Origin of the sequence: Mesorhizobium sp. 113-1-2, from assembly GCF_016756475.1 — a bacterium.
In the GTDB taxonomy this organism is placed as follows: Bacteria; Pseudomonadota; Alphaproteobacteria; order Rhizobiales; family Rhizobiaceae; genus Mesorhizobium; species Mesorhizobium loti_C.
Window position 1 is genome coordinate 3611919 of the sequence record NZ_AP023242.1, and the last position, 17107, is coordinate 3629025.

A 17107-nucleotide genomic window follows, 5' to 3' on the forward strand; every position below is an offset into this window, starting at 1 on the left:
GCTTTTTTCATGCCTGGAGATAATCATGACCCTTGCTCGACCCGTATGGACGAGGCGCTGAGCCATGGCCATCACCCCGCTCGATATCGCCAACATGGCGCTGGCCGTGCTCGACGAGGCGCCGATCGACAGTCTCGATCAGGACGTCAAGGCAGCGCGCCTCTTGAATCTGCATTTCGACCTGACATGCGAAGCCGAACTGACCAAATATGCCTGGGTGTTCGCCATCCTGCGCGCGTCGGTGATCGGTAGCGATACCGGTTCCGGCGATTGTACGTTGAACTGGGCCTATGAGCTTCCCGCCGACTGCCTGCGGCCGCTGCCCTTGACCCACAATGGCGAACCGGATGGCGTGCCGATCTCGTGGCGCCAGGAGGCGGGTCTGATCTATTCGGACCAGCCGGGTCCATTGACCATCCGCTATGTCGCCAACCTCACCGATCCCAACGACTGGGACGCGCTGTTCACCGAAGTGCTGGTGGCGGCACTCGCCATCAAGGTCGCGCATCCGCTGACCCACAAATCGGGCATGATCGACATTGCCCGCTCGGCCTATGACCGCGCGCTGGATGCGGCGCTCAACGCCAACGCCATCCAGCGCGGCGGCCGCTTCTACTCCGCCTCCTGGTCCAGCCAGCGCGGCGACAGCAGGATGGTCCGCTGATGACGACGCTCTATCCCGTCCAGGACGTTTTCACGCGTGGCGAAATCAGTCCGCGCTTGCATGCCCGCGCGTCGCTCGATTTCTATCGGGCGGCACTCGCCCGATGCGAGAACTTCCTTACGCTGCCGCATGGCGGCATCCGCAAGCGCGGTGGAACCTACTTCGTCGGCGAGGTGAAGATTTCGGCCAAGAAGACACGACTGATCCCGTTCATCTTCTCGGCCGACCAGGCCTACGCGCTCGAATTCGGCGACCTCTATATCCGTGTCTACGCCTATGGTGCGCGCGTCGGCACGGTGGAGGTCGCCTCGCCCTATCTGGAAGCGGACCTGTTCGACCTCCAATATGTGCAGTCCGCTGACCAGATGTGGATCTGCCACAAGAACTATCCGCCGAAGGTGCTGACGCGCACCGCGCACACCACCTGGTCGCTGGCGGACTTCAACTTTCTTGATGGCCCCTATGACGAAATCAACACCACGCCGACGACGCTGACGCCGGCGAACACTGGTCACGCCACGCCGAAGATGACCTCCGCCACCGCCCCGAGTGGGACTGTCACCGACAATGGCACGGGTACAACGAGCTGGAGGGCGTTTGATCGGGCAATCACCAGCACTGTCGCTGTGTCGTCGGGCAGCAGCGGGTTTCTTCAGTACCAATTCCCTGCAGGCCAAGGAAAGGCAGTGAACGCTTACTGGATCGGCGCGCCGGAAGATGCCGCCAAGTGGGGCGACACGCCGACACAATGGAAACTGTCAGGTTCAAACAATGGCGTGGATTACGTCACGCTGGACAGCAGGGCGTCGGAACGGGGCTGGTCCGGCTCGGAAGTGCGCTTTTATGATTTCCAGAACCAGACGACCTACGAATACTACAAATTCGATTTCTCCGGTGGCGGAGGCGACGACGCCGCCAATACCTCGATCTCAGAAGTTGCGCTGGCCGAGAACGGCGACCTGATGACGCCCTTCGACCTTACCGCGTCCAGCACCGCCGGCATCAATGATGGTGCCGGCTTTCAGACAACCGATGTCGGCCGATCAATCCGATTGCTCGGTGGCGACAATGTTTGGCGCTGGGCCAAGATCACAAGCCGTACCAGCACGACAGTGGTCAAGGTCAGGCTCTATGGCCACGCCTTGCCCGACCTCTCGCCAATCACACGCTGGCGGCTGGGTACATTCGTGCCTGGCAAGTATGTCGAGAGCGGATCGCTTTACGAAGAGAGGCTGGCCTTCAGCCGGAAATTCTCGGTCTATGCCTCGGCCACCGGCGACTTCGACAATTTCGCGCTGGGCGAGAAGGACGATGATGCGCTGGAATTCGTCCAGGCCGGCGGCGGCCAGGCCAACGACATCCAGTGGATCGCGGAATCGGACGGCGCCTTGATGATCGGCACCTCAGGCGGTGTGCGCGCGCTTTCGGGCTCGGGCATCGACGAGGCGCTGACGCCGTCTTCGTTCAAGAACCGGCGCTCGCGCACCTTCGGCTGTGCCCGCATCCGCCCGGTCGATGCCGGCCAGTCGTTTCTCTATGTCACGCGCTCGCGCAAATCGATCGCCGAGCTGACGCAGACGGCGCAGAGCCGTTTCACCTCGGACGATGTCGGACAGATTTCCGAGCACATCCCCAAGCAAGGCGTGGTCGAGCTCGCCTTCCAGACCGACCCCGATCCTTTGCTGTGGTTCCCGCTCGATAATGGCGAGTTGGGCGGTTACACCCACCAGCCATCCCAGGAAGTCAGAGGCATGCACCGGCATCGCCTGGGCGGCAGCTTCACCGGGGTAAACTGGGCAATTGTCGAAAGTGCCGCTGTGACTCCCGGTCAGGACGGCAATGACGACCTCTGGCTGGTCGTCAAGCGCACCATCGGTGGCGTGACCAGGCGCTATATCGAGGTCAAGACCGCGCCGTTCGAATATGGTGCCGTCGCCGATGCCTTCGAGGTCGATTGCGGCCTGACCTATACGGGCGCCGCGGTGGCCACGGTGGGCGGGGCGGCGCATCTTGCCGGCCAGTCCGTCGACCTGCTGGCCGACGGCAAGGTCTACCATGGCCTCACCGTGAGCGGCGGTGGCACGGTGACGCTGCCGGGCGGCTCGACTGCCGCCAAATGGCAGCTTGGCCTGCCCTATGCGGCGGGCGCCGACACGCTGGAGCTCGATGTCGGCGGCAAGGACGGCTCCATCATCGGCCGCCGCAAGAAGGTAGCGAAAGCAATCCTGTCGCTGCTCGAGACCGACACTACGGGGCTCGAGGTGCAGTCCTTCATGCGCGGCCGCTGGGAGCCGGTGCGCATGCCCTCGATCGTCGCACCCGACGGCGGGGCGACGCTGTTCACTGGCAATGTCGAGGTGCCGATCGACGACAGCTGGGAAGGGCAGGGCCGGGTGCGTATCCGCCACGTCAACCCGACGCCCTGCACGATCCGGGCGTTCACGCCGGTGTTTGATGCCGAGCCGTAGGGCGCGGCGCTGACGCTGATGATCTCCCCCTCAAGGGGGGAGATCCACTTCGCCGGGCCACTCTCCAAAAAGGACATCCAATGACATTCCCCCATGCCGAAACCCTCGGCAGGGTGCGGACGGCTGCCGAATTCGCGGCCGTCATCGCTCTGCTCGACACCGATCTCAGCGACGCGCTCGCCCGCAAAAGCGCACTGGCTGAGGCCGAGGACCGCGCGGTCTTCGGCGATGGCGACTTGGCCGCCGCGCGTGTGGCGCTCCACGACTGCAAAGACCAGATTGCGCTTCTCGAAAAAGCCATCGACGCCGCCGGCAAGCGCCGCGCAGAGGCGGCGCTAAGCGAAGCCCGCGCCGACATCGCAGCACTTGGCGAGGAGATCAAGGCCAGGGCAGCCCTGCTTGGCGAGCGCTGGCGCGGCGTGCATCGGCTGGTCGAGCAGCTGCGCCAGGAACTGTTCGAGGCCGATGCGCTCGCCCGCGGCATCGCCACCGCCAATGGCCTGTTCGATGCCGCCGGCGTCCGCGAGCTGAAGGTGAACCTGACCACCATCCGCCGCGCCGCCATGGCCGGCGCTCGGGCCACCCCGCCCGCCCGGCTCAGCCGGCCGGCGCTGCAGGCCGACAGGCTGCTTTTGTCCTTCCTGACCCCCGGCGGCGCGCTCGACCCACGCCCGCCGCTCGGCGCGCCGGTGGACGGCGTCAAAAGCAAATTCATTCCCGCAAGCTTTAGCGAACGAGGCTGACGATGTGCACACTCGCCCTTATCGGGACCGCCCTGTCGGTCGGCGGCGCGCTGGTCGAAGGCCAGCAATCGAAGCAGATGGCCGACTATCAGGCCAAGGCCTACGAGCAGCAGGCGCAGGCCGAGGCGCAAAGTGCCGCCTTCGAGCAGAGCCAGGAGCGCCACAAGCAGGATCTGCTGCAGGCCCAGGCGCGTGCCCAGGTCGGCGCCTCCGGTGTCGGCATATCAGGCTCGCCGACCGAGGTGCTGGCGGCCAATGCCAGGCAGGGCCAGATGGACCTCGACGCGATCCAGTACGGCTCGAAGCTGCGGCAGAACAACCTCAACAGCCAGGCCGCCATTTCGCGCTTCTCGGGCAAGCAGGCGGTGACGGCGTCGATCTTCAACGCCGGCAGCGCACTCGTTGGCGGCCTCTCCAAAATCTACGACCCGACGAAGGCTGTGACCCTCGGCGGTTCGGCATTTTCGCCTCGGGCAAGCGCCGCCATAGCCGGCGGCTATTCGGGACTCTACTAAATGGTCCACGTCATCCCCCTTTCCATCGCCCAGCGCCGGCTCGATACCGGCAACGCGCCGCAATACCCCCAGGGCTCGCCGATCGGCGGCGCCATGCAGGGTTTTGGCGATCACCTTTCCGCTGTCGCCGAGCGCTATCAGCAGATGAAGGACCAGCAGGAGGCGTTCGACGCCGAGTTGGCGCGCCGCCGGTTCGACGCCCAGATCGCGCAGGCCGAAGACGAGGTGACGGCGAATGCGCCGGCCGACGGTGCCGGCTTGCATGACGCCATGTACGGCCAGGTCGATCCGTACAACGGCCGGGTCGTCAAGACCGGTCTGTTCGACAAGCTGTTTGCCGCTGCCTTGCCCGGTATGCCCGAGAGCCAGCGCGCCGCTTTCGCCGGGCAGAAGGAAGCGCTGCGTCAAACCGGCGCGCTGCGCATGGCGGCACGGCAGCTTCAGCGGCGCGACGACTATGAGTTGGCCGAGTGGACCAAGGTCGACACCATGTCGACGAGCGCCATCGCCCAAAGCGACCCGAACGACACCGCGAACTTCGAGGCGATCCGGCAGAGCGGGTCCGACCTGATCGCCAAGATCGGCAACCCGCTTGCCCGGCAAGCGGCGGAAGCCGCCTGGCGCACCAACACGGCCAAGGCGCTGGTCCAGGCGATGATCGCCCAGGACCCGAAGCGGGCCGCCGAGATGCTGGGCGCGGCGCAGGGCCGGACGAAGGACGATGCCGTCGTTGGTGGCTCCAGTGCCTCGGACAGTGCAAACGCGGCGGCCGCGAAAGGCGATCGCGTTGGAACGCACACGCCAGATGAAGCCGTGGCGCAGGCGTTCGACGGAAGCGACTCGACGACGCCGGAAAACAAGACAGCCATCCCACTCGACGCCATCACCTATCTGAAGCCAGACGATGTTGCGGCGCTGAAGGACCAGGCCAACAGCGCCACCGCAGCCCAACTGATCGGTGCGCGTGCAAGGGTCCTGCTTGCGGAGCAGAACGCACCGGCCGTCATCGCTGCCACTGGCAAATATCCCGAGGAGGAGCCGACCGCTCAGGATTTCGTCAATATCTACGGAGCCGAGGATGGCCCGCAGCATTTCGACCTGTTCAGGACAACGGCCGGCGTCGCCAAGTCTTTCTTCGACATGTATCGGGCGCCGAACCAGGCAATACATGCCGAGCTTCGGGATTTCGAGCCAGGCCCCGATGGCTCGCCGGAAGAGCGTGAACGGTACGAAGTAAGAGCCGGCGCTGCCCAGTTGATCCTGGGCGCCCGCGACGCCGATCCCGCTAGCTCTGTCGGCCAATTGTTCCCGGGGCAGGCTCCGGACTGGAGCAAGGTTTCAACGCCCCAGGATTTCCAGGCCGCTGTCACCTGGACCAGGGCTGCCCAACAGCAGATGGGTTTCGACAGAAAACTGCCATTGCCATGGGCTGTCGCAGACCAAGAAGCCAAGCAATACATCGACCCAAGCGCACCGTTCAGTAAGCGTTTTGCGAGGGCGAGTTCGATTGTCCTGGCGATCCGCGACCCGGGTGTGCGCAAAGCGACGGCCGAACAGTTTTCTCTGGCGGCGGAAGCCCAATGGCGAGCCAGGGCCGCCCAAGATCCAAACATGACGCCAGAGTTGTTGGAAGCTCAGCTTACGGCGCTCAGGGAAGGGCTGGCTTGGATTGGAGAACACCCGGCTCAGGCTCAGTACAGCACCATGTCGTCGTTGCAGCAGTTCGGCATGGCATTCGGGGATATCGGTCGGACCATGGCCAAGGGCGCGACCGCTGGCGGGGCGGACGCGCTCGTCGCCGGGATGGCGCCATCGGAGTCCGGGGAGAGCTATGACGAACGTCTTGGCCGTGAGCAGGCCGAGACAGAGGATGCCGAGGACCGGGCCGGGCTCGCCGGTTGGGTGGCGGAGGGCCTCGGGGCCGGTTTGTCAGGGTATGGCCTGACGAAGGGCTTGTTCGGCTTGCTGGGCCGGGCAGGCATCGGTGTGGCAGAGAGCGGCGGCACCGGCCTTGCCGCCCGAACCGGCGTAGGGGGCGTGGCGGGTGGCGCTTATGGTGGGGCATACGCCTACAATACAGGCAGGAGCGTTCCCTGGGGAGGAGTCAGTGGCGCGCTTGGCGGCGCGGCCGGCAATGTCCTAGCCGAGGGTCTCAGTGCAGTTGGCCGCCTGGTGGTGGCGAGGCTCGCTGGGCGTTCTGTCAACGCCCAGTCTGCAGCGAACCCAGAAGCTTCCGCCCCTCCGGTCTCCAACGGGGTCCCAGACCCTCCTACAATAGAGGGCGGAGCTAACAGCGCCGGCACCAGCGAAGCCACTGTTGGCCACGATCTACACCTATACTACATGCCTGAGTGGGACGCTGCACAACGCGCTGCGGCCGATCTCAAAGTTAAGATATTGACCGAGGCCGACACCGTGGTTAGCCGTGCTGAGCGTTTATTTAAGAAAGCTCGCAAAAGATACATAGCCGCTGGCAACCACGTGCCCGCCGGCAGCCACGTTGATCACAGAGTTGATCTGCAGCTAGGAGGGGGGGACATACTGGAGAACATGGGCCCATTGGATGCCAGTGTTAACACCAGTCTTGGCTCGCAGATAAAAAACAAAATCAAGCTTCTGCCTCATGGAACTAAAATCAACAAGGTAACGATTGGAGATCGCGGTGTTCGAGACATTCCAAAGAAACTTTCCGGTGGATAGCAGGGTGCCAACGGATGCGGGCGATTCTTCGCTGGATACCAAGGTGCCCGGGTTGAAAGAGCTGTTCATGAACCTCGGAGGCGGATCGTTCAAGCACGGTCTGTACCGGATCGCCCGCGCACAGGATGTGGCGCGTTGGAACGCCAGAGTCAGCCTGGGCTTTCCTGAGTTCGCTGGGCGGATCACTTGCTTTGGCTACGATTGGCAAGGGACGGTGTTTGCTGTCGATACCGGACGGTTGGAGGAAGGCGAGCCCGGGGTGTTGATGTTTGAACCCGACACGGGCGAGGCTCTGCAGATACCGTGCAACGTCCGAACCTTCCACGATATTGAACTTATCGAAGACGAGGACGCTGCGCTGGCGTCCGATGGGTACGCAATGTGGCGGCAAGCCGGCGGCGCCGAGCCTACCTATGCGCAATGCATAGGTAGTAAGAAACCGCTGTTTCTCGGTGGCGAGGACGCAATTGAGAATCTCGAATTATCGGATTTGGATGTCTATTGGCACATCATGGGTCAAATTATCGCGAAGGTGCGAGGATTGCCGCCGGGGACACCAGTGCGAATCTCACCTTGATCTTGGATGACCAGGTGCATGACCATCTGTGCAATCCACCAAATCGTCCATTCGGGGAACCAAGACGGAGGACTGAAGCCGCCGCAACGAGCCACGATCGGAACCGAGATTGCTATGGCTCGATTGTCGACGAACCATCGATCAACGTATTGACGATAGCGGGCAGTTAGTCATGGAGAACAATGCAAAACCCGACTTAAGCACCGTCACACGTCTGCCTTCGGCCAATATCAGCACCGGCGACGACGAGCTTGATTCTGCTCGGATCGAGGCGCGCCAATATCTCGAATTCTACACTTGGGTATCGGCCATCAAAGGCGAATATTTTGGCTACGGCGCGGAAGGCATTATCTATATTTTTCTGTTTGAGATTGAGCCGGGAAGGCCAGACGTGCCGGAATGGATTTGGGTGATCGTGGGCGATGTGCCGCCGACATATATCCCGGCCGACGATACCAGGACCACGTTTGAGGCGCTGGATGGCTATATCGGCGCCCTTGAAGATTGGGTCGAAGCTGCACGCCACGGGAAGTCCGTGGCGAAATTGATACCAGTCAATGTCGACGCGACTCCCGCCAACGCCGAAATGCTGGCCGGTCGCCTCAAATTTCTCGACGAGAAGATCTTGCCGGAACTCACAAGATAATACACACGATTCGTGCGACGACTTCGGCAGCCCCGAAGCAAGAGCCTGGGTGCGCAATTACCGAGAAGACGAATAATCGCTGCCAGCCGCACAGCGGCTAAGACGCCAATATCAACTATTGGTTCTGGTATCGCGCCATTCAAGGCGCGAACGCTCGCGCGACGAGAAAAGCGAAAATAAACGATAGCCGCCGGCTAAGTTGGCTGGCTCGCCCGTTCCATCCACCCATCGCCAGCCATCAACCAACCCGAAATCCTCAAGCCTCGCTTTCGCGGGGCTTTTTTCATGGAGCAAGCCTTATGGCCCGACCTGCAACTGCCGCCGTTCGCCTGTTGACCGGTGAGCGCGAACCCGTGCGCTTGGCGACCACGGCCAATATTTCTTTATCTGGCCTCCAGACGATTGACGGCGTGCTGACGGAAGCCGGTGACCGCGTGCTGGTCAAGAACCAGACGAACGCCACCCAGAACGGCATCTACACGGCAAGCGAGGGCCAGTGGTTCCGCGCCGCTGACGCGCGGACCTCGCGCACGATGCAGAAGGGCACCACGGTCCACACTCAGGCCGGATCGACCAATGCCGCCAAGGTCTTTTCATTCCAGACCGATGAGCCGGTGATCGGCATCGATGCCATCGCATTGGGGTTTTATCTGTCCGACAACGCGTTGGGCGATGCGCAGGTGGCGGCGACGGCTGCGGCCGGCAGCGCTTCCGCCGCCGCCGGATCGGCCACTGCCGCATCGACCAGCGCGACCAATGCCGCGACCTCCGCAACGAATGCCGGCAACTCGGCCACCGCCGCGTCGGGCTCGGCCTCCGCAGCCGCCACCAGCGCGACCAACGCCGGCAATGCGGCCACGGCCGCGGCCGGCTCGGCATCGAGCGCGGCGACATCGGCAACCAATGCGGGGAATTCAGCGACCGCCGCCGCCGGCTCGGCTTCGGTCGCGGCCGCGTCGGCGGCTACGATCACATACGCCAGCCAGGCGGAGGCGGAAGCTGGCGCCATCTCCAACAAAATCATGTCGCCCCTACAGACCAAACAGGCGATCCAGAATGGCGCGTTCTTCAACCGCGGCGTCACCGGCTCCTTAGACGTGAAGATGTTTGATATCCTGAAGGAGCGCATCCGCGTCACGGACTTCAGCGTCGATCCGGGCAACACCGCCGCCAACAATCGTCTGGGCATTCAGCGTGCTATCAGCGGTGTCAGCGCTAACGGCGGCCTTGTGATGCTGCCGGCAAAGGGCGACCTGCCGGTTGATGGCACCACCATCAACATGGCGGCTGGCGCGATGTTGGAAGGTCAGGGCGACGGCTCGCGCCTGATCGTCAACAACGCCACCTCGAACATCATCGACGTCGCGGCAGCGTGGTCGACCATTCGCGATGTCTATTTCGGTTCTTCTGTCACCCGTTCCGGTAACAGCTACGCCGTGCGCTATCTGCCTGGCGGTGGCCGCGCCCAACTAGAAGGCTTCCACGTCGAAGGCTTCATCAACGGCATCTATGTCGGCAACACCGTTTCGGTTCGTATCCGACATGGGCGCATGTTGAATTTTCTCGCCAATACCGGCGTCGGCATACGCTTCGATGCTGGCCTCGACATGATGATCGAAGACATCATGATGGATGCCAGCGCGCAGATTTTCGCCGGCATCTACATCACCAATGTCGGCGACTTGCGTGTGGTCGACTGTCAGATGATCCACGCCGGTCAGGGCATCTACTGTGAGGTCGGAGCCGGCCAGGAAGTCGACAGCCTATGGGTGCAGAACTCGCTATTCGACAACTGCGGCCGGGGCGCCTACCTGCACGCCAACGGAGGCAAGATCCAGCGCAGCCGCTTCACCGATTGCTGGTTCTCGTCGGCGATCACGGAAGGTTTCCGCGCCGAGACGGCGGCTAGTGGCACCATAGACGGTCTGCAGATCGACAGCCCTCACGCGCTCCTGAGTGCTGCCCACGGCATCTACATCATGGATAGCGGCGTGACCAACTGGCGCATCACCAACCCGGAAGTGGGCCAGAATGGCGGTGCTGGCGTCAAGGTAGGCGCGAACGTTACGACGTTCAGCATCGAAGGCGGCAAGATCGGCAAGACTGGCGGATTCGCTTCTGGCAATACCGGTTACGGCATCGACCTGTCGGCCGGCGGCCAGGACTTCTATCAAATCCTCGGCGTCGACCTGCGCACCAACACGGCTGGCGCCATCACCGGACACTCGCCGGGCGTCAATAAGAAGCTCAAGCTCAACCTTCCGAGCAGCGCGAACGACAACGGTCAGGATGTCGGCACCGCCACGAACGACAACGCAATCGTCGGCAACATCGGGGAGTATGTCGAGAGCATCGTAACGTCCGGCTCAGCCGTGGCACTCACGACTGCGGCCGGTAAGACCATCACCAGCCTCACGCTTCAGCCGGGCGACTGGGACGTCGACGGTACCGTGGCCATCTTTCCGGCCAACACGACGAACGTCACGCAACTCGCCGGCTCGATCTCCGGCAGCACCAACAATGTCGATGTAACGGCCGGTCGCTACGTCGAGCCCCCGTTCCCGAGCGGCGGTTTCGTTTATAACGGCGCGAAGGCAGTTCATTTGCCGGTGCCTACCCAGCGCATCAGCATCAACGCGGCAACGACCTACTACCTAGTGGCGCTCGCCACCTTCACTGTGGCGGGCGCAAGCGCATTTGGGACGATCCGGGCACGGCGGGTCAGATAGGCAAAAAGGCGATATCTTCGATGCGGGTCGGTTCGCCCCACTCGCGCGCGAACATATCGAGATCGTCGATCTCGGTTTTCTGCCCATTGCGGCCAATGAGGAGACCACGATAGCCGAACGCCTGTATCCAGCGGATGAAGTCGATGCCGTCTATGCCGGAAACGCGCTTGATCATCTCCATTGAAAGCTCAATCGTGATGATCGGCTTGTACTCGCGAATGGTCTTTTCGCCACCCTTGAGGGCCAGATATTCGGCACCTTCAACATCGGCCTTGATGAAGTCGACCTTCTCGAAGACGAGATCGTCGAGCGGCATAGCCGGCACCACGATGCAGTTCGGATTGGAAAGCGTCTCGACCCGGCTCGGCAGCAGGCCACCATTGCTGCCGATGTGCGGCGTGAAGAACAGTGCGCCCGGTTCATCCGACAAAGCGAGCGGGAAAAGCTTCACATCGAACCCGTTTTCGGCCGCGCTCATCAGGATAAGGCGGCAGTTTTCGGTGTTGGGTTCGAAGGCGAAAACCTTGGCGCCCTGTGAAGCGGCAAGCATGGAAAAGATGCCGACATTGGCGCCGATGTCGACAACTGTCATGCCTCTGCGAACATGCTCCTTCAGGAACGCTACCATGTGCTGCTCATAAGCCCCGTGGTTGATGACGCTGGCCGAGACGGCATAGTCTGATCGGTCGAGCCAAAGCTTGACACCTTCGAGTTCGGCGCAGGCGAGTTCGCTCTTGTCGAAGCGCACTGAAACAGGGCTGGGATAGGTCTGCCGATCGAAGACGGAGATTAGCGAACGGAGGCCAGATGCGGTTGCCGCTGGCTTCACGAAATCAAGCTTCTCCCCGGCGCTGGAGTCGGGATCGCGTCCATAGGCGAGGCGGAATAGATCGGCGGCGGAGTCAGCCATCTTCGGGGGTTCCTCTCTGGGCGGAGGCGGAGCTTGAGTTTGGTCCGCCGAAGCAATCCGCGCGGCCACTTCAGCCAAGGCCAACCGATTCGGATCGACTGGGAAGACGTTGCGCATAGCAACGCGCAGCCGAAGAGGCAAAGCGTTGCGTGCGATTTCTCGGAGCATGGTCAGTCCTTCCGGGGTGCTGACCAGCGTTTAGAGCAGAATGACAGTACCGGCAACCAGGCCGAGTAAATAGATCACGCCGCTATTCGAAGCCAACTCGTCCTGCCACTGGCAAAGTGCGGGCCCCACGAAGCAGCTGCTTCAGCGGCATAGGCGGTCTGAACCTCGGCGCGCCGACGGCTTTGCCGTCGCGCATCAATTCGACTGCGAAATTCCCCATTCCTTGACAACAGAAGGAACTCCCATGGACCGCAACTTTGCGCGGGCGCTTTCGCTCGTCTTGAAATCCGAGGGCGGCTGGTCGGACAATCCGGCCGATCCGGGCGGCGCCACGATGAAGGGTGTGACGCTGGCGAACTTTCGCCGCTATGTGAAGGCCGATGCCAGCAAAGCCGATCTGCGCAAGATTGGGGATGACCAGGTCGCGACCGTCTACCGGCGCTTCTATTGGGACGCTGTGCTCGGGGCCGAACTGCCGGATGGCGTCGACTTTGCCGTGTTCGATTTCGCGGTGAACAGCGGACCGGGCAGGGCGGCAAAATACCTGCAGGCAAGCGTCGGAGTCTCCCAGGACGGCCGCATCGGTCCGGCGACGCTCGCGGCGGCCAGGGCAAAACCGGCCGGCGTCGTCATCGACCAGCTTTGCGATGCACGGCTGGCGTTTCTCAAGCGGTTGCCGACATGGGCAACATTCGGGCGCGGCTGGTCCGACCGGGTCAGGTCGGTGCGGGCTGAGGCCTTGCTGATGTCGGACCCGGCGACAGTTTCAGCGCCTGTAAAGCCTGCGATGCCCGAACCGGCTCCGCGACCGCCCGAGGTTGAGACGCCCGGCGGCAACGCGTCGGCGGCCGAGCCGGCGTCGCCGGCACCGAGCGGCTCCGCAATTCCGGTTGCCGCCAGGGCAGGGGGTGTCATCGCCGCCTGCCTGCTCCTCGTCTACGCCGCCTGGCACCACATTGCCGTCGTTCTGCAAGGGATCTTCTGATCATGGCCAACATCACCCAGCCGACCATCCGCCCGACCAACAAGCTGACGGCCGCGACCATCGCCGCCGCGGCCGTTTCGGTCTCCGGCGTCTTCGTGCGCAATCTCTGGCCGTCCTGGTACGACGCCGAGACATGGGCGACGCTTCTGCCGATCGCCGTCTTCGCCATCGGCTATCTGGTCAAGGATGAGCCAAACCGATGAGCGCGCTGCTGTCCTTCCTGCTTGGCAATCCGACCCTTCTCGGCATCGGCGCGGCCGCCCTGGCGGCATTCGGCTGGGGTGTTCGCCAGCGGCTTGCCGGCGAACGCAGCGAACGTGCCCGGCAGGCCGCCGCCGAGGCCGCGGCGCACGACATCGCCGACCAGGTCCAGAACGATATCGGCGCGCTGCCGGCCGCCACGGCGCGAAAGGAGCTCAAATCATGGGCAAGGGATTGATGTTTGTGTCCGTCATGGCCGCGATGGTCGGCTGCACGACCGTCAAGGGCGGGTTCTGCGCGGTATCCAGCCCGCTGGGTCTGTCGGCGGCCGCGGTCGATGCGCTGTCGGACGCCGAGGTCAAGGCGCTGCTGGCGCACAACCGCAAGGGCGAGAAACTGTGCGGGTGGAAGCCATGACCGTCGTCGCATTACCTCTGGACACGGCCATGCCGCTTGGCGGGCTGGTCATTTTCGGCACCGGCTCGGCCTTCGGCTTCCTCATGGTGAGGGCAATGAAATGATGCACGATGTCTTCGACCTGCTCGGCATCAAGGGACCCGTTGTCGTCGCCGGTCTGGCCGGCGGTGTCCTGCGCGCTTTGTCGCGGCACCGCTACAAGCTGCGCGAAATGGTGGCGTCACCGATCTGCGGCGCGCTTGCCGCCGCCTATCTGACGCTGCCCGTGGTCCAGTATGCCCGCGCCACGGGCCTGCCGCTGGCTAGTGACGACACGACGACGCTGGCGGCGGCGTTTCTCATCGGCGTCTGCGCGATGTGGATTTCGGATATTCTGTTCGAGGTGATCGTGCGGAAATTCAGGCCGGCGACGGAAGACTGAAAGGCCGCAGAAGCGGGCTTCCGTATTGCTGATGGTTGCTTCGTTATCTTCCCGGCATGCTACGCGGCGCGAACGCGCTGATGGCCGTGGCGGCCTTTGGTCCCGATATATGTGCCTCTCAATGGAATCTGGTTTTGAAGACACGAAAGACTTCGCACCAGAGGCGGAAATCGGCCAGTCGCCCGGCGAAGTGTGCTTCCATGGCACAGTAGGCCGCCGCGGTCTGCGCTTCCGGCCCATAAAGTTCGATTGCGGCAATCACTGCATCGTTAGGATCGGCAAAATCTGAAAGCCTCAGCGCCGCGCCATTGTCTGTCCGGAGCATCGAGCAACACCTTCTGTTCAGCGCCTTCATGCCGCATATGTGGCGCAAATCACGTCACCTGCGGCCCAGCGGCTTGGTTGCTAGAGGGGACTGGCAGCGGAAGGCCACTGGGCCTGACCGGCAGGGCCTTGAGAATGGCAGCGCCGACTGGCGAAGATGTATGCACCCCTGCTCATATCAGCGAAACATGCGAACGAAGGAAGAGGGCAAGGCGCGCTGGCTCCGGCCAGCGGGCTTTTCGTATTGGGGCACTTTCGCCCGCAGTCTGCCTTGTCGCGTCTCCGGGAACACCAGCATTGGGGCGGGCTAATTTGCTTCGGAAGCCCCCCACGCCTTTGTTGGGGCGGAATGGAGCGCCAATCGAATGATGCGCTGGCCTCCCGTATCATTGCAAAATAGATGGCCGGCATCATTGGGGAAACCGAACTGATTTCGGTCGCCAGGCAACCACGTTAAGCCAATCGCTCGTGGATCGCGCGTCGCCGGCATTCGGAACTGAAACGGGCTTCGCAGCTTCTGTCTGAGCGAAGCTTAATGAGGCAGGCCTAATGTTCAGTGACAAGGAAACCCGATTTTTAGAAGCTGGGCTGTTCATGGCGGTGCCGCTCTCAATCCTGATCGCGGTCTTGGTGGTTAGCGTTACGTTTGACTGGTTTGGATGACAGACCGCACGCGGCGGGGCGCGATCGACGGCCCTTCACATGCATTCCTGACTGCGAGGGCATCCAGGCGAGGAGCAACCGACTTTCGATCGAGGTGAAGGCACTTGCCCTTCGGACGCTCGCCGCCGCCTTCCTGATCGGCGTGTCTGCCATGTGGATTTCGGATATTTTGTTCGAGGTGATCGTGCGGAAGTTCAGGCCAGCCCCCGGAGCAATAGCTCCAGGCTTTGCCCGGCGTCGAAATCCGTACCGGATAGCTCGATCGACCCAAAGCCCGCCTCGGCTGACGCCGGGGCGGGCTTTTTTTGCGTTTGTGGCTCCTGACCGGCCGCTGCTATATCCCGGAGCAAGGCTGCCGAACTCGCGGCGGCATTGATCCAGCCTGGGCTTACGGATGCAGATTGAACGATATGACGGGGACCGCGAAATATTGCTGCCGCTGTTTACCCTTGCCGACGATTCTCCCACGCAGGTTTCCAGCTATATCGACAGGGGCGAGGTGCTGGTTGCGCGGGATGGCAACAGGATCGTCGGCCATGTGCAGCTCATCGAGACAGGCGAGGGCGGTGTCTTCGAACTCAAGAGCCTGGCAGTCCGCCCGGCAAGGCAGAGCGAGGGGTTGGGGCGTGCCCTCGTCGCGGCGGCAATCACCCGCTGCCGCGAGCGCAACGGCCGGCGCCTGATCGTTTCGACCGCGGCGGCCGATATCGGCAATTTGCGATTTTACCAGAGACAGGGCTTTCGGATGTATCGCATCGTGCAGGATGCGTTCGGACCATCGACCGGTTATCCTGAAGGCTTGGCTGTGAACGGCATTCCGCTGCGCGACCAGGTGGTGTTCGAACGCGACCTCGGCGCGGATTGAGGGGATCGTCCGCCCGCTCCAGCTTTGAGACCGTCACAGACCATCCAACAGCCCGCTCCGGTTCGCCGGGCGGGCTATTTTGCGTTTCTGGGCCTGAAGCGCATCGCGTTTTGAACGGATTCGGACGACGCGCTTTGGGTTTTTGTTTTCATGCATGTCGTTCTCCCAAAGTCGGGGCCACCTTTGGGCGACATGCATTAAGGTGTGTTGATGTTCAGGTGATGCCGGCCTGCAAACGACGGCTTTCTGCGCTTCCGGTGCTCACGTACTTCAAGTACGCTCCGCTCCGGTTCTCGAAAGCCATCGTTTTCGGCTCGGCCTGACCTGAATCTCAACACACCTTAGGCGAGGATGTTGACGGCGCGGGCCGCGACCAGTGCGATCGTCAGCAGCGAGATCATCGCCTCAGCCATCATCAAAAGCTTGGCGCGCTGGGAAAGCGGCAAGGTGTCGGTCGGCGAAAACGCCGTCGCATTGGTGAAAGCGAGGAAGAAGTAGTCGACGAAGCCTGGCAGCCAGTCGCGGATCTCACGATCGTTCAAGGTCATTTGCGGGAACAGGAAATCGGATTGGGCGCGTTTGACGAGGCCGCAGGTCGGCGGCCCGCCGCGGTCGGTGCTCCAGAACCACAAGGCAAAGACGATGACATTGGTGACCCAGATGTTGAGCGCGTCGATCAGCAGCGTCTGGCCGCTGGAGCCGGCATGGCCCGCCAGCAAGGCGCGCACCAGGAACACCAGCGAACCGCAATTCATGATGCTGACGACGCCGGTCATCACCAGCGCCGTCCTGCGGATCATGACGCGAAACCGGCCGACCAGATACCAGTGCTCTTCCTCGACCGCCTTCTGGGTGGCGACCTGTGTCCAGGCGGTGGCGACCGACAGAGGCACGAGCAGGGCGGCCTCCAGCGCCGGCGCCAGCCAGCGGGGCCCAAACGAGAGATCGTTGATCACCAGGAGCTGCAAACAGATGATGACGAGGACGGCGGCACGCGCCAACCAGAAGTCGAGCGCGCGGTGGTGGATGACGGCATGCTGGTGACGCATCGAATATCCGGGATGTTCAGATAGGATCAGATGGGCCGGCTGTTCTGCCGGGGAGGGGCAAC

18 protein-coding genes are annotated in these 17107 nt (G+C 62.7%); 14 read left to right on the plus strand and 4 right to left on the minus strand.

Going from position 1 to position 17107, the window contains the following annotated elements; genetic code table 11:
* Window positions 1–64: 64 nt before the first annotated feature.
* From JN279_RS17530 to JN279_RS17565, 8 genes are all read left to right on the plus strand, one after another.
* Window positions 65–664, plus strand: a complete 600-nt coding sequence (locus tag JN279_RS17530) for a hypothetical protein (protein ID WP_096447775.1) — start codon at window positions 65–67, stop codon at window positions 662–664.
* A complete protein-coding gene (locus JN279_RS17535; protein ID WP_096447773.1) occupies window positions 664–3132 on the plus strand; it encodes a hypothetical protein in 2469 nt (822 codons plus the stop codon). Before JN279_RS17530 ends, JN279_RS17535 begins: the two co-directional genes overlap by 1 nt.
* 80 nt (window positions 3133–3212) lie before the next feature.
* Complete coding sequence (locus JN279_RS17540) at window positions 3213–3875, plus strand: hypothetical protein (RefSeq protein WP_096447771.1); 663 nt, start codon at window positions 3213–3215, stop codon at window positions 3873–3875.
* A gap of 2 nt (window positions 3876–3877) precedes the next feature.
* Window positions 3878–4390, plus strand: a complete 513-nt coding sequence (locus JN279_RS17545) for a hypothetical protein (RefSeq protein ID WP_096447769.1) — start codon at window positions 3878–3880, stop codon at window positions 4388–4390.
* Window positions 4391–7090 (plus strand): hypothetical protein, encoded by a 2700-nt coding sequence (locus JN279_RS17550; RefSeq protein WP_202353475.1) that lies wholly within the window; start codon window positions 4391–4393, stop codon window positions 7088–7090.
* A complete protein-coding gene (locus JN279_RS17555) occupies window positions 7053–7667 on the plus strand; it encodes a T6SS immunity protein Tdi1 domain-containing protein (RefSeq protein ID WP_202353476.1) in 615 nt (204 codons plus the stop codon). Before JN279_RS17550 ends, JN279_RS17555 begins: the two co-directional genes overlap by 38 nt.
* 172 nt (window positions 7668–7839) lie before the next feature.
* Complete coding sequence (locus JN279_RS17560; RefSeq protein WP_202353477.1) at window positions 7840–8313, plus strand: hypothetical protein; 474 nt, start codon at window positions 7840–7842, stop codon at window positions 8311–8313.
* Window positions 8314–8672: 359 nt separating this feature from the next.
* The gene (locus tag JN279_RS17565) at window positions 8673–11042 is read left to right on the plus strand and encodes a hypothetical protein (protein WP_202353478.1); all 2370 of its coding nucleotides are present in this window, start codon (window positions 8673–8675) and stop codon (window positions 11040–11042) included.
* Here JN279_RS17565 and JN279_RS17570 read toward each other — a convergent pair.
* The gene (locus tag JN279_RS17570) at window positions 11035–11952 is read right to left on the minus strand and encodes an FkbM family methyltransferase (RefSeq protein ID WP_202353479.1); all 918 of its coding nucleotides are present in this window, start codon (window positions 11950–11952) and stop codon (window positions 11035–11037) included. The two genes, JN279_RS17565 and JN279_RS17570, sit on opposite strands and share 8 nt — an antisense overlap.
* Window positions 11953–12364: 412 nt before the next feature.
* On the opposite strand from JN279_RS17570, the gene JN279_RS17575 reads away from it, so the two are divergent.
* From JN279_RS17575 to JN279_RS17595, 5 genes are all read left to right on the plus strand, one after another.
* Entirely contained in the window at window positions 12365–13105 is a 741-nt protein-coding gene (locus JN279_RS17575; protein WP_202353480.1) for a glycoside hydrolase family 108 protein, read from the plus strand.
* Between the two features lie 2 nt (window positions 13106–13107).
* A complete protein-coding gene (locus JN279_RS17580) occupies window positions 13108–13308 on the plus strand; it encodes a hypothetical protein (RefSeq protein ID WP_202353481.1) in 201 nt (66 codons plus the stop codon).
* Complete coding sequence (locus JN279_RS17585; RefSeq protein WP_202353482.1) at window positions 13305–13544, plus strand: ABC transporter permease; 240 nt, start codon at window positions 13305–13307, stop codon at window positions 13542–13544. Before JN279_RS17580 ends, JN279_RS17585 begins: the two co-directional genes overlap by 4 nt.
* Entirely contained in the window at window positions 13529–13723 is a 195-nt protein-coding gene (locus JN279_RS17590) for a hypothetical protein (RefSeq protein ID WP_202353483.1), read from the plus strand. The genes JN279_RS17585 and JN279_RS17590 overlap by 16 nt, the downstream gene beginning before the upstream one ends.
* Before the next feature lie 103 nt (window positions 13724–13826).
* On the plus strand, window positions 13827–14144 hold the full coding sequence (locus tag JN279_RS17595) for a hypothetical protein (RefSeq protein ID WP_202353755.1): 318 nt from the start codon (window positions 13827–13829) through the stop codon (window positions 14142–14144).
* A gap of 118 nt (window positions 14145–14262) precedes the next feature.
* Here the strand turns inward: JN279_RS17595 and JN279_RS17600 are convergent, their stop codons facing one another.
* Window positions 14263–14469, minus strand: coding sequence for a hypothetical protein (locus JN279_RS17600; RefSeq protein WP_019859288.1), 207 nt, complete (start codon window positions 14467–14469; stop codon window positions 14263–14265).
* 1056 nt (window positions 14470–15525) lie between these two features.
* Between JN279_RS17600 and JN279_RS17605 the strand changes: the two genes are divergently transcribed.
* Window positions 15526–15996, plus strand: a complete 471-nt coding sequence (locus tag JN279_RS17605; RefSeq protein ID WP_202353484.1) for a GNAT family N-acetyltransferase — start codon at window positions 15526–15528, stop codon at window positions 15994–15996.
* Window positions 15997–16029: 33 nt separating this feature from the next.
* On the opposite strand, the gene JN279_RS38700 is transcribed toward JN279_RS17605, so the two are convergent.
* Both JN279_RS38700 and JN279_RS17610 read right to left on the minus strand, forming a co-directional pair.
* The gene (locus JN279_RS38700) at window positions 16030–16152 is read right to left on the minus strand and encodes a hypothetical protein (protein WP_274608702.1); all 123 of its coding nucleotides are present in this window, start codon (window positions 16150–16152) and stop codon (window positions 16030–16032) included.
* Between the two features lie 185 nt (window positions 16153–16337).
* Window positions 16338–17045, minus strand: coding sequence for a hypothetical protein (locus tag JN279_RS17610; RefSeq protein WP_202353485.1), 708 nt, complete (start codon window positions 17043–17045; stop codon window positions 16338–16340).
* Window positions 17046–17107: the final 62 nt, after the last annotated feature.

Bases quoted from the DNA above. Each gene is read 5' to 3' on its own strand.
- JN279_RS17530 (WP_096447775.1), top strand. From the start codon at position 65: ATGGCCATCACCCCGCTCGATATCGCCAACATGGCGCTGGCCGTGCTC.
- JN279_RS17535 (WP_096447773.1), top strand. From the start codon at position 664: ATGACGACGCTCTATCCCGTCCAGGACGTTTTCACGCGTGGCGAAATC.
- JN279_RS17540 (WP_096447771.1), top strand. From the start codon at position 3,213: ATGACATTCCCCCATGCCGAAACCCTCGGCAGGGTGCGGACGGCTGCC.
- JN279_RS17545 (WP_096447769.1), top strand. From the start codon at position 3,878: ATGTGCACACTCGCCCTTATCGGGACCGCCCTGTCGGTCGGCGGCGCG.
- JN279_RS17550 (WP_202353475.1), top strand. From the start codon at position 4,391: ATGGTCCACGTCATCCCCCTTTCCATCGCCCAGCGCCGGCTCGATACC.
- JN279_RS17560 (WP_202353477.1), top strand. From the start codon at position 7,840: ATGGAGAACAATGCAAAACCCGACTTAAGCACCGTCACACGTCTGCCT.
- JN279_RS17570 (WP_202353479.1), bottom strand. From the start codon at position 11,952: ATGGCTGACTCCGCCGCCGATCTATTCCGCCTCGCCTATGGACGCGAT.
- JN279_RS17575 (WP_202353480.1), top strand. From the start codon at position 12,365: ATGGACCGCAACTTTGCGCGGGCGCTTTCGCTCGTCTTGAAATCCGAG.
- JN279_RS17580 (WP_202353481.1), top strand. From the start codon at position 13,108: ATGGCCAACATCACCCAGCCGACCATCCGCCCGACCAACAAGCTGACG.
- JN279_RS17585 (WP_202353482.1), top strand. From the start codon at position 13,305: ATGAGCGCGCTGCTGTCCTTCCTGCTTGGCAATCCGACCCTTCTCGGC.
- JN279_RS17590 (WP_202353483.1), top strand. From the start codon at position 13,529: ATGGGCAAGGGATTGATGTTTGTGTCCGTCATGGCCGCGATGGTCGGC.
- JN279_RS17595 (WP_202353755.1), top strand. From the start codon at position 13,827: ATGCACGATGTCTTCGACCTGCTCGGCATCAAGGGACCCGTTGTCGTC.
- JN279_RS17600 (WP_019859288.1), bottom strand. From the start codon at position 14,469: ATGCTCCGGACAGACAATGGCGCGGCGCTGAGGCTTTCAGATTTTGCC.
- JN279_RS17605 (WP_202353484.1), top strand. From the start codon at position 15,526: ATGCAGATTGAACGATATGACGGGGACCGCGAAATATTGCTGCCGCTG.
- JN279_RS38700 (WP_274608702.1), bottom strand. From the start codon at position 16,152: ATGCATGAAAACAAAAACCCAAAGCGCGTCGTCCGAATCCGTTCAAAA.
- JN279_RS17610 (WP_202353485.1), bottom strand. From the start codon at position 17,045: ATGCGTCACCAGCATGCCGTCATCCACCACCGCGCGCTCGACTTCTGG.